Below are 10918 nucleotides of genomic sequence, written 5' to 3'. Positions count from 1 at the left end.
GGAAACACAATGGGGTTTGGGGGATCGACATGAGAGCTAGGATGTTGCTGGCGCCGGACTCCGGCGCGCGCAGCGCGCGGCGTCGGCCGGATCTCGGCGCCCGGACGGCAGGCGCTGCCTGCGCGCTGGCGCTCGGGCTGCTGTTCTCGGCGGCCTCGGCTCAGGCCGAGAGCCTCGCCGACAGCGTCGCGCTGGCCGTGACCGGCCATCCGCAGGTGCGCGGCGCCGAGGCCGGCTTCCGCGCCAGCGAGCGCGCGGTCGAGGTCGAGGCGGGCGCCTTCCTGCCGTCGGTCGAGGTCTCGGGTGACACCGGCTACCAGCACGCGACCCGCGGCTCCGACACCGAGGACGAGATCGACGGCGACCTCTGGCGCAAGCGCTATCGTGGCGCCGTGACGCAGCTGCTGTTCGACGGCTTCGCGACCGGCAACCGCGTGGACGCCGCCGAGAGCCGCTCGGAAGCCTCGCTCTGGGAGCTGCGCGGCGCCGCCAACGAGGTCGCGTTGCGCGCCGTCGAGGCCCACGTGGCGGTGGTCCAGGGCCGCGAGCTGGTCGAGTACGCCCGCGAGAACGTCGGGCTGCACCAGCGCATCTTCGGCGACGTCGAGGAGGCCGCCAGGGTCGGCGGCGGCTCCAATGCCGACGTCAGCCAGGTCCGTACCCGGCGCGCCTTCGCCGAGTCGCAGCTGCGCCGGCTCGAGGGCGACCTGATCAACGCCCAGGCGGCTTACCGCGAGGCGGTCGGCGCGCTGCCGGCCAGCCTGGAGCGCCCCGCGGTGCCCGCCGGGCAGTTGCCCGCGAGCCTGGAGGAGGCGCTGCAGGTCGCCTGGAAGAACGACCCGCAGCGTCGCACCGCGGTCGCGCAGTCGCGGGCCGCCGGCTTCACCGCCGAGGCCGCGAGCGGCACCTTCTTCCCCAGGCTCGACGTCGAGCTGGCCCACGAGGGCCGTGATGGCGTCAGCGGCGAGCCGGACTTCGAGACCGACAGCACGGCGCTGCTGCGGCTGAACTGGAACCTCTTCAACGGCGGCGCCGACACCGCGGCGCGCCGGCGCGCCCTGGAGGAGGAGAACCAGGCGCGGCTCCAGGTCTACGAGATCGACCGCCGGCTCGAGCAGCGGCTCGAGACCGCCTACACCAACTACCGGGTCGCGACCGACCAGGTCGAGCTGCTGCGCGACCGGGTCGCGACCGCAGAGAACGTCACCGTCGCCTACCGCGAGCAGTTCCGCCTGCGCCAGCGCTCGATCCTGGACCTGGTCGACTCCGGCAACGAGCTCTTCGTGGCGCGGGTCGACCTGGCGCGCACCGAACTCGACCAGGTGCTCGCCGCCTACGAGATCCTGACTCTGATCGGCCTCGTGCTGCCGTCTCTCGACGTCGGGCTCGAGGTCCAGGACGTCGCCAGCGCCCCGGAGCTGTCGCCGGTTCCGGCACGCGAATAGGGGGCGCGTCCCCCCTTCCTGCGGGGACGCCGGGGGTAGGCCGGCCATGCAGGCTGGAACGGTTCGACCGATGATCCAGGACGCGGCCTCCGCCGACGGCCCCGACGCGGCCTCGCCGGAGCCGGAGGGCGCTCGCGCCGAGGGGCAGCCGCTGGGCTCGCTGCCGCAGGACGATCCCTTGATCACCTGCCTGGTCTTCCTGTGCCGCTACCACGGGCGGCCGCGCTCGGCCCAGGTGCTGCTCTCCGGCCTGCCGCTGAGCGGCGCGCGCCTGACGCCCGACCTCTTCGTCCGCGCGGCCGGCCGCGCCGGCCTGGTCGCCCAGGCGGTGCGGCGCCGCCTCGACAGAATCCATCCCTGGACGCTGCCGGCCGTGCTGATCCTCGAGGAGGGCGACGCGGCGGTGCTGGTCGAGCGGCGCCCCGACGGCAGCTGCCTGATCATCCCGGGCAGCGGCGGCGGCGGCGAGGCCCTGGTCTCGGTCGAGGAGCTGGCGGCACGCTACAGCGGCTACGCGCTGCTCGCCCGGCCCGAGCACCGCTTCGCGGCGGCCAGCGGCGAGCGCGACCTGCCTCGGCCGCGCGCCTGGTTCTGGGGCATCCTGATGGAGAACTGGTGGACCTACCTCCAGGTCGCCCTGGCCTCGATCGTCATCAATCTCTTCGCGCTCGCCAACCCGCTGTTCACCATGAACGTCTACGACCGCGTGCTGCCCAACGACGCGGTCGAGACCGGCATCGCCCTCGCGATCGGCGCCATCTCGGTGTTCCTCTTCGACTTCCTGCTGCGCAACCTGCGCGCCTGGTTCATCGACTTCGTCGGGCGGCGCGCCGACGTCGTCCTGGCCTGCCGGATCTTCGACCAGGTCCTCGACATCAAGATCGCCCACCGGCCTGCCTCTGCCGGTGCCTTCGCCGCCATCGTGCGCGAGTTCGAATCGGTGCGCGACTTCTTCACCTCGGCGACACTCGCGACCTTCATCGACCTGCCCTTCGCTTTCCTATTCGTCGGGGTGATCGCCCTGATCAGCCCGCCGATCGGGCTGCTGCTGCTCGGCGTCGTGCTTCTGGTCCTGGTCTGGGGCGCGCTCATCCAGATCCCGATGGCGCGCCTGGTCTCGCGCAACCAGAAGCAGGGCGAGCACAAGCACGGCGTCCTGATCGAGAGCCTGACCGGCCTGGAGACCCTGAAGATGGTCGGCGCCGAGGGCCGCATGCGCCTGCTCTGGGAGGACCTGGTCGGGCACACCGCCTCGCTCGGCCAGCGCAGCCGCCTCTACAGCAGCCTGGGCGTCCACTTCGTCCAGATGGCCCAGCAGATGGCCATGGTCGGGGTCGTGCTGCTCGGCATCTTCCTGGTCGGCGACGGCAGCCTCTCGGCCGGCGGCCTGATCGCCTGCGTGATCCTCTCGGGCCGCGCGACGGGGCCGATGGCCCAGGTCGCGCAGCTGACCATGCGCTTCCACCAGGCCCGTGCCTCGCTGCGCTCGCTCGACGCGATCATGCGCCTGCCCGTCGAGCGGCCGCCCTCGGCGCAGCTGCTCAACCGGCCCTACCTGAGCGGCGCGCTGACCTTCGAGAACGTCTCCTTCGTCTACCCGAACAGCAGCAGCGAGGTGCTGCGCGACGTCAGCTTCCAGATCGCCGCCGGCGAGCGCGTCGGCATCGTCGGGCGGGTCGGCTCGGGTAAGAGCACGATCGCCAAGCTGGCCGGCGGACTCTACGAGCCGGCCAAGGGGTCGGTGCGCCTGGACGGCACCGACGTGCGCCAGATCGAGCCGAGCGACCTTCGGGCCAACCTCGGCTTCGTGCCGCAGGAGCTGTTCCTGTTCCGGGGCACGATCCGCGAGAACCTGGTCATCGCCGCGCCCTCCGCCAGCGACCTCGACGTCCTCGAGATCGCCCGGGCGGTCGGCCTGCACGACTTCATCACCCAGCATCCGGCCGGCTACGACCTGCAGGTCGGCGAGCGCGGCGACGGCCTGTCGGGCGGCCAGCGCCAGGCGGTCGCCCTGGCGCGGGCCCTGCTCAAGGGTCCCAACCTGATGATCCTCGACGAGCCGACCAGCTCGATGGACACGCGCACAGAGGAGCTGGTCGTCGCCAACCTCGAGCGGCTGCTGCAGGAGCGCACGATCCTGCTGATCACCCACCGCCTGTCGCTGCTCAAGCTGGTCGACCGCCTGATCGTGCTCGACAAGGGCAAGGTCGTCGCCGACGGGCCGCGCGAGGAGGTCCTGGCGCGCCTGTCGAGCGGCCGAATCGCCACGGGATGAGCCGCATGGCCCGCGACGAGGACCAGCTGTTCATGTCGAGCCTGCGCGGCGCGGTCAGCCGCCGGCCCAGCCTGACCGCTCACCTGCTGCTGTTCGCGATCCTTGGTTTTCTGGTCTGGGCGGTGGTCTGGGCCGGCTGGGCCGAGATCGACCAGGTCAGCAACGGCCAGGGCAAGGTGATCCCCTCGCGCCAAGTCCAGGTCGTGCAGAACCTGGAGGGCGGCATCCTGTCGGAGATCCTGGTCCGCGCCGGCCAGCGCGTGGACGAGGGACAGGTCGTGATGCAGCTCGACAACACCCAGTTCCTGTCGGACTTCATGGAGAACCGGGTCAAGCTGCTCGGGCTGCAGGCGGTGATCGCGCGGCTGACGGCGGAGCTGGGCGGCGTCGTGCCGGTCTTCCCCGGCGATATCCGGGAGGCCCTGCCGCGGGTCGTCGCGACCGAGCACGAGCTCTTCGACTCGCGGGCCCGCGAGCTCGACTCCGCCGTCGGGCAGCTGGAGCAGTCGATCAACCAGCGGCGCCGCGAGCTCGAGGAGACCCAGGCCAAGATCGACCAGCTGGAGCGTTCAATCGCCCTGGCGCGCCAGGAGATCGGCATCCTGAAGCCGCTCGTCGACCGCGGCATCAACGCCCCGGTCGAGCTGATCCGCCTGCGCCGCGAGGAGAACCAGTACGTCGGCGAGCTGGAGGCGACGCGCCACTCCATGGAGCGCATCGGCTCGGCGATCGCCGAGTCGGAGCAGGGCATCGCCGAGGTCCGCGCGCAGTTCCGCTCGCGGGCCCTGCAGGAGCTCAACGAGGCGCAGGTCAACGCCGAGGCGCTCGAGCAGCTGCTGTCCTCGCGCAGCGACCGGGTGCGCCGCACGGTGGTGCGCGCGCCGGTCGCCGGCACGGTCAAGCAGGTCCTGGTCAACACGGTCGGCGGGGTGGTCCAGCCCGGCCAGGATCTGATCGAGATCGTGCCGGCCGAGGACGCCCTGCTGGTCGAGGCCCAGGTCAAGCCCGCCGACATCGCCTTCCTGCACCCGGGCCTGCCGGCGCGGGTCAAGATCACGGCCTACGACTACACGATCTACGGCATCCTGGAGGCCGAGCTGGAGCACATCAGCGCCGACTCGATCCTCGACGAGAAGACCGGCGAGAGCCACTACCTGGTGCGGGTGCGCACCACCGAGACCGAGATGCGCGACGCGCGCGGCGAGGAACTGCCGATCATCCCCGGCATGACCGCCTCGGTCGACGTCCTGACCGGCAAGCACACCGTGCTGGAGTACCTGCTGAAGCCGGTTCTCAAGGTCTTCAACAGCGCCTTCCACGAACGCTGAGGCTGTTGCTGCCGGTTACTGCCGGGGCGGCGCCATGCCTTCCATGACCTGGACCCCCGGCGGCAGCTCGAACAGCGCCGGATCCTGGGCGCCGCGCTCAAGGTCGAGCAGCTCCATGGTGTAGCGGCCGCGGTCGGTGTCGGTCTCCATGCGCATGACGACGCCGTCGTCGGTGATCCAGAAGCGCCCCTCGATCTCGCCGCTGGTCCGGTAGATCGTCGTCGCCTCGCCCGCCACCGTCTCCTCGCCCTCGGCCTGGGGGTCGAGCCGGGCGAAGGCCTCGGCGGCGGCCAGGCCGGGGTCGGGCGGCAGCGGTATGCGCATCGCCATCTTGGCCGCGGGCAGGATCATCAGCGCCTCGCCGGCGGCGGGGCGCAGGATGAAAACCTGCCCGGTGCCCTCGACCGTCATCTCTCGGCGCTCGGCGTCCGGGCTGTGGTACAGGGTGCCGGTTACCGGCTGGCCGGCGATGTCCATGGTGAAGCGACCGCTGTAGGGCGTCTCGCCAACCGGGGGCAGGGCCAGCGCCGTACCCGGCAGGAGCGCGGCGCCCGCCATCATGAGGGCCAGCGCCGCAAGCAGCAGGGCCGGAAGAGGCGGGCGGCAGTGGCGCGGCCCGAGCGGTAGGACCATGGCTGTTCCTTCCTCGAAGTGACTGCGAAGCGCGGCGCGGCGCCCGGAGCCTCGGCGAGGCGGTGGCCGGCGTCAAGCGGACCGGATCAGGCGTGCCCGCTGGTCGGTTCCTGCCGGCGGCCCTGCGCCGCCGCGGCCAGGGCCTTGCCGAGGAGCTGCTCGAGCAGGCGCACGCTGCTGTCGATCGGCGCCTCGATCATGGCGGCCCGCGCCGCCGTCGCGATCGTCAGGGCCTGCAGCACGTCGCCGTTCGAGACCTCGCCGAGAGTCCTGATCTCGCCGTCCAGGGCACCGAGCAGGCGGGTCACCAGGTGGTTGACCTGGACCGGCGAGCCCGTCTCCTCGTGCAGCGGGAAGGAGAAGTCGATGGTGGTGCCGCTGCGCGTGGTGACGCTGTAGGGCAGGTTCATGGGCTCTGTACTCCAGTTGTGCTGTCAGGGCGATCGGGGCGGGAAACGGGCCGCAGGCCGCGGCGTCACCCCCTAGAAGCCCCCGGCACCCCGGACGGGTTCCCGCACCGGACGCGCGTGGTGACAGGAACATTTCCCGCCCGCTGCGCATTTCCGACTTTGGAGAAAGCCCTTCCAGCCGGGCGGGACCGGGCGCCGACGCCCGGAGACGGAGCAGGTACGTTGCGTCGCCTCAAGTGGATCGCACCTCGACGCAAGAAGGGCTCGCCAAGGGCGGACCCGAAAGATCCTACGGATTCCGGAGACCGGCCCGCCGTCCCTGCGGAGGCGAGCACCGCCGGAAGCGGCGCCGTGGAGAGACCGCGCGCGGCCGATCCCGGACCCGCGGCGTCCCGCGCGGCCAGCGACGGCGGCTCTCCCCCGATCCCGCGCGCCAAGGCGGACGGGACGCCCGAGCTGCTCGCCCCACCGGGGCTGTCCCCGACCGCGACAACCGGAGCGCGCGAGCGCCCGAGGCGCCGGGACCGCCGTACGGTGCCAGCGCAGCTCAGCGCCTGGCCGAGCCGGGTCGAGCGGTCGCAGCCGATCGTCGAGAGCTATCGGGCTCCGACCCGTGAGCCGCGGAGGGGACGGGCACGCCTCGCCGCCTTCGGGCTCGTCGGCTCGGCCGGCCTCGCCCTGGCAGCCGTCTCGCTGCTGCCGGCCGGCGAGACGGTGTCGCCCGATCCGGCGCGGCCGGCGGTCCAGCCGGCGGTCCAGCCGGCGCGACAAGCTGCCGGTAGCCTGCAAGCGGCGCTCGCGGTGCCGACGGCACGCCCAGCCGAAGCGGCTGCCGCCCCCGCGACCGTCCCGGCGACCGTCCCCGCGCCTCGGCCGGCGACGCTGGCGCCGGCGCACCCGCCGCAGCCCGAGACCTTGGGAGGCTGGCAGGTGGTCGAGCTGCGCCTCGCCGAGAGCCCGGCCGAGGCCGGAGCGGAGGTGGCCGGACTGCGGGCGGCACCATCGCTCGACCTGCCGTCGCCCGTCGACTCGCCTGCGCCGGCGCTTGCCGGGTTGCTCGTCACGGGTCCCATCCTGCCGGATGCGGGCCCCGCCGGCCGGGTGCCGCAGGCGGCGGCCTCGCCGCGGCCAGCGAGCGAGTCCCTGCCGCTGGTGACGCGGGCCGCGGCGGAGGCTCCGCCGCGTGCGGCCGAACCGGGCGCGCACCTCGCGCTCGCCGTGCCGGCCGCCACGCCGGACCTGGCGCCGGTCCGGCCTGCCGGGTCGGTCGCCGTGCCGGTCGAGGCGTCGCCCACGACCCTGGTGCCGGCGGGCCCCTCCGAACAGCTCGCAGCGATCCCGCCGCCCGAGGCCTCGCCGGCCGAGACCTTCGATTCCCTGGCCGAGGCAGAGGCGCTGGCGGGGGCGCCCGAGGCGGAGGCGCCGCCCCGGAAGGCGGCGCCAACGTCGAGCGCCAGGGCGGACGAGGGTGCGCCGCATCGCCGGCTGGTCGCCGAGGTCCAGCGGGCGCTGCACAGGCAGGGCCTCGATCCGGGGCCCGTCGACGGGCTGGAGGGCCCCAGGACGAGCCAGGCGGTCCGGCTCTACCAGCAACGCAGCGGTCTGCCCGAGGACGGCATCCTCGACGAGGCGCTGCTGCAGAGCCTGGCGGCGGCCGAGGCGCCGCCTCGACAGAATGTCCCGGTGGGCAAGTCCTTCGGCCGCGGCCTCGCCGACGCCGTGACCGGCATGCTGGACGCGCTGTTCGGCGCGCCGCCCGACGGGCAGCCGCGGCCCGCAGCCGGCAGCGCCGATCGCCCGCTCTCCGGCGGGACGACGCCGCGCGCCGCGCGCTAAGGTGGCTCGGCGGGTGGCCGCTGCCCGGCACCCCACAAACCAAAAACCCCCTGGTTTCCCAGGGGGTCATTTGGTGGAGCCGGACGGAATCGAACCGACGACCTCTACAATGCCATTGTAGCGCTCTCCCGACTGAGCTACGGCCCCAGAACCTCGTCTCGCGGCGCCTCGGGCGCGCCGGGAAGGCGGAAATTAGGTAGCGCGTCCCGCCAATGCAAGCCGGAAAATCGCGCTCCCGCAGGCCCCGCCCGGGCCGTCAGTTCTCCTTCTCGTCCTCCGCGACATCGACCTCGAGGTCGTCGTCACCCAGGTCCGAGGCGTCCTCGACGACCTCCTCGTCCTCGGATTCCTCCTCGGCGTCCTCGTCGAGCTCGACCTCGTCGTCGTCCATGATCGCGTCGTCGCGCGCCTCGTCGACCTTGGACTTGACCGGCTTGGCCTTCTCCTTCGAGACCGGCGCCTTGCCGCGCCGGCTCTTCAGGATCGCCTCGGGATCGAAGGTGGCGCTGCAGGCCGGGCAGACGATCGGGTTCTTGTCGAAGTCGTAGAACTTCGCGCCGCAACTCTGGCAGATGCGCTTGCTGCCCCACTCAGGCTTCGCCACGTCGGTTCTCCCGTCTCTGCTGACCGCGGATTTTCAGGGCTGGAATGAGGCGGCGCGTTTGCCACGGCCTGCCGGGCTTGTCAAACCCTTCTCGCGCCGCTAAGCCCCCGGGCGTCGCCTGCCGGGACGCCGGGCGCCGCGGCTTCGCGCCGGCGGCCCCGCCCCCGGGTCCGCCCGAGCCGCCGGAAAGCAGCCGTGAAGCCAGGACACAGCCCCGAGGACCGCCCCGAGGACCGCACCGAGGCCCGCACCACCGCACCCCGCGCCATGACCGCGCGCCCGGGCGGTCCCCTGAGCGGTCGCCTGACGGTGCCGGGCGACAAGTCGATCTCGCACCGCGCGCTGATGCTCGGCGCCCTGGCCGAGGGCGAGACCCGCATCGAGGGCCTGCTCGAGGGCGAGGACGTGCTGGCGACCGCCGCCGCCATGGCCGCGCTCGGGGCCGAGGTCGAGCGTCTCGGACCCGGCCGCTGGCGGGTCGCCGGCCGCGGCGTCGGCCGGCTGGCCGAGCCCGAGCGGCCGCTCGACTTCGGCAATGCCGGTACCGGCGCGCGGCTCTGCCTCGGCCTGCTCGTCCAGCAGCCGATCTTCGCCGTACTGGTCGGCGACGCCTCGCTGAGCCGCCGGCCGATGGGCCGGGTCACCGAGCCCCTGGCGTTGACCGGCGCCCGCTTCCTGTCGCGCGCCGGCGGGCGGCTGCCCCTCGCGGTGCAGGGCGCCGAGCGGCCGCAGCCGGTGGCCTACCGCCTGCCGGTCGCCTCGGCCCAGGTGAAGTCGGCGCTGCTGTTGGCCGGACTTGCCGCCGCCGGCACGACCGAGGTGATCGAGCCGGAGGCGACGCGCGACCACACGGAAAACATGCTGCGCGCCTTCGGCGCCGAGGTGACGGTCGCCGACGAGGCCGACGGCCGCCACGTCCGGCTGCGGGGGCCGGCGCGCCTGACCGGCGGGCCGGTCGCCGTGCCGGGCGACATCTCCTCGGCGGCCTTTCCCCTGGTCGCGGCGCTGATCCGGCCCGGCTCCTCGGTCGTCGTCGAGAACGTCGGCATCAACCCGCTGCGCACCGGCCTGCTCGACTGCCTGCTCGAGATGGGCGCGCGCCTGACCCTGCAGAACCGCCGCGAGCAGGCCGGCGAGCCGGTCGCCGATCTCGCGGTCGAGGCCGGGCCGCTCAAGGGCATCGCGGTGCCGGCGGCGCGCGCGCCCTCGATGATCGACGAGTACCCGGTCCTGGCGGTCGCCGCGGCCTTCGCCGAGGGCCGCACGGAGCTGCGCGGGCTCGGCGAGCTGCGCGTCAAGGAGAGCGACCGCCTCAGCGCCACGGCGCGCGGCCTGGCGGCCTGCGGCGTCGAGGTCGAGGAGGGCGAGGACTGGCTGGTCGTGCAGGGCCGGGGCGGCAGGCCGCCGGCCGGCGGCGCGCGCATCGAGGCCGACCTCGACCATCGCATCGCCATGACCTTCCTGGTGCTCGGGCTGGGCGCGGCGGCCCCGGTCGAGATCGACGACGCCAGCCCGATCGACACCTCCTTCCCCGGCTTCGCGGCCCTGCTGCGCGGCCTCGGGGCGGACATCGGCTGAGCCCCCGGGGTGGAGCCCGATGAGCGACCCGCGCCCCGACCCGCCCCCCGGCACGCACCGCGAACCAGCCCGCGACGAGTCCGCGCGGCCCCTGGTGATCGCCATCGACGGGCCGGCGGCGGCCGGCAAGGGCACGCTGGCGCGCGGCCTGGCGGCGCGCCTGGGGCTGGCCTACCTGGACACCGGCGCGCTCTACCGGGCGGTCGGCGCCAAGGTGCTGGCCGAGGACGGCGATCCGGGCGACGCCGCGGCCGCGGCCCGGGCCGCCGAGCGGCTGACCCCGGCCGACCTGGCGCGCCCCGACCTGCGCAGCGAGGCGGTCGGTGCGGCGGCCTCGCGGGTCGCCGCCAACCCGCGGGTGCGGGCGGCGCTGCTCGACTTCCAGCGGGGCTTCGCGGCGCATCCGCCGGACGGCCGGGCAGGGGCCGTGCTCGACGGCCGGGACATCGGCACGGTGGTCTGCCCCGACGCCCCGGCCAAGCTCTTCGTCGACGCCAGCGTCGAGATCCGTGCGCGCCGGCGCATGGAAGAGTTGCGGCAGGGCGGCAGCGGGGTTATATACGCGGCCGTCCTGGCAGACCTGAAGGAGCGCGATGCGCGTGATCGCACTCGCGCGGACGCTCCCCTGAAGCCGGCGGACGACGCCGAGCTCCTCGACACGACGGATCTCGGCATCGAGGAGGCGCTGGAAACGGCGCTTCGCTTCGTCGAACGGAAAACTGGCCTCGCCGCGACCAAACGAGCCTGACGCTCCACCCCCTCGACCGCGCAGCGGCGCGGGGGCGGCGTCGGGAAGACCGCCGGAAAAA

9 protein-coding genes and 1 tRNA gene are annotated in these 10918 nt (G+C 73.6%); 6 read left to right on the top strand and 4 right to left on the bottom strand.

Features of this window, described 5'->3' with window-relative positions; genetic code table 11:
• The first annotated feature begins 41 nt into the window (after nt 1–41).
• The 3 genes from WD341_RS17200 to WD341_RS17190 all read left to right on the top strand — a co-directional run bounded on the left by WD341_RS17200 (nt 42) and on the right by WD341_RS17190 (nt 5048).
• Nucleotides 42–1445: a TolC family outer membrane protein gene (locus tag WD341_RS17200; protein WP_368426712.1), complete on the top strand. Its 1404-nt coding sequence runs from the start codon at nt 42–44 to the stop codon at nt 1443–1445.
• Nucleotides 1446–1515: 70 nt separating this feature from the next.
• Nucleotides 1516–3720 carry a type I secretion system permease/ATPase gene (locus tag WD341_RS17195; RefSeq protein ID WP_368426711.1) on the top strand — a complete coding sequence of 735 codons (2205 nt, stop codon included), beginning with the start codon at nt 1516–1518 and terminating at the stop codon, nt 3718–3720.
• Nucleotides 3721–3725: 5 nt separating this feature from the next.
• Nucleotides 3726–5048: an HlyD family type I secretion periplasmic adaptor subunit gene (locus WD341_RS17190; protein ID WP_368426710.1), complete on the top strand. Its 1323-nt coding sequence runs from the start codon at nt 3726–3728 to the stop codon at nt 5046–5048.
• A 15-nt stretch (nt 5049–5063) separates the two neighbouring features.
• On the opposite strand, the gene WD341_RS17185 is transcribed toward WD341_RS17190, so the two are convergent.
• Complete coding sequence (locus tag WD341_RS17185) at nt 5064–5681, bottom strand: hypothetical protein (protein WP_368426709.1); 618 nt, start codon at nt 5679–5681, stop codon at nt 5064–5066.
• An 86-nt stretch (nt 5682–5767) separates the two neighbouring features.
• Complete coding sequence (locus tag WD341_RS17180; RefSeq protein WP_368426708.1) at nt 5768–6091, bottom strand: hypothetical protein; 324 nt, start codon at nt 6089–6091, stop codon at nt 5768–5770.
• Between the two features lie 534 nt (nt 6092–6625).
• Here WD341_RS17180 and WD341_RS17175 point away from each other — a divergent pair.
• Entirely contained in the window at nt 6626–7927 is a 1302-nt protein-coding gene (locus WD341_RS17175) for a peptidoglycan-binding protein (protein WP_368426707.1), read from the top strand.
• A 71-nt stretch (nt 7928–7998) separates the two neighbouring features.
• On the opposite strand, the gene WD341_RS17170 is transcribed toward WD341_RS17175, so the two are convergent.
• A tRNA-Ala gene (locus WD341_RS17170) sits at nt 7999–8074 on the bottom strand.
• A gap of 109 nt (nt 8075–8183) precedes the next feature.
• Nucleotides 8184–8531 carry a TIGR02300 family protein gene (locus tag WD341_RS17165; protein ID WP_368426706.1) on the bottom strand — a complete coding sequence of 116 codons (348 nt, stop codon included), beginning with the start codon at nt 8529–8531 and terminating at the stop codon, nt 8184–8186.
• Nucleotides 8532–8798: 267 nt separating this feature from the next.
• Here WD341_RS17165 and aroA point away from each other — a divergent pair, with 267 nt between their 5' ends.
• Both aroA and cmk read left to right on the top strand, forming a co-directional pair.
• Nucleotides 8799–10109 carry a 3-phosphoshikimate 1-carboxyvinyltransferase gene (gene aroA, locus WD341_RS17160; protein ID WP_368426748.1) on the top strand — a complete coding sequence of 437 codons (1311 nt, stop codon included), beginning with the start codon at nt 8799–8801 and terminating at the stop codon, nt 10107–10109.
• A 19-nt stretch (nt 10110–10128) separates the two neighbouring features.
• Nucleotides 10129–10857: a (d)CMP kinase gene (gene cmk / locus WD341_RS17155; protein WP_368426705.1), complete on the top strand. Its 729-nt coding sequence runs from the start codon at nt 10129–10131 to the stop codon at nt 10855–10857.
• The last annotated feature ends 61 nt before the right edge of the window (nt 10858–10918 follow it).

Origin of the sequence: Tistlia sp., from assembly GCF_040905785.1 — a bacterium.
Lineage (GTDB): Bacteria > Pseudomonadota > Alphaproteobacteria > Kiloniellales > DSM-21159 > Tistlia.
Note: the sequence above shows the minus strand (reverse complement) of the source record. Positions and strands in the feature narration are given on the sequence as shown.

Bases quoted from the DNA above. Each gene is read 5' to 3' on its own strand.
- WD341_RS17200 (WP_368426712.1), top strand. From the start codon at position 42: ATGTTGCTGGCGCCGGACTCCGGCGCGCGCAGCGCGCGGCGTCGGCCG.
- WD341_RS17195 (WP_368426711.1), top strand. From the start codon at position 1,516: ATGATCCAGGACGCGGCCTCCGCCGACGGCCCCGACGCGGCCTCGCCG.
- WD341_RS17190 (WP_368426710.1), top strand. From the start codon at position 3,726: ATGGCCCGCGACGAGGACCAGCTGTTCATGTCGAGCCTGCGCGGCGCG.
- WD341_RS17185 (WP_368426709.1), bottom strand. From the start codon at position 5,681: ATGGTCCTACCGCTCGGGCCGCGCCACTGCCGCCCGCCTCTTCCGGCC.
- WD341_RS17180 (WP_368426708.1), bottom strand. From the start codon at position 6,091: ATGAACCTGCCCTACAGCGTCACCACGCGCAGCGGCACCACCATCGAC.
- aroA (WP_368426748.1), top strand. From the start codon at position 8,799: ATGACCGCGCGCCCGGGCGGTCCCCTGAGCGGTCGCCTGACGGTGCCG.
- cmk (WP_368426705.1), top strand. From the start codon at position 10,129: ATGAGCGACCCGCGCCCCGACCCGCCCCCCGGCACGCACCGCGAACCA.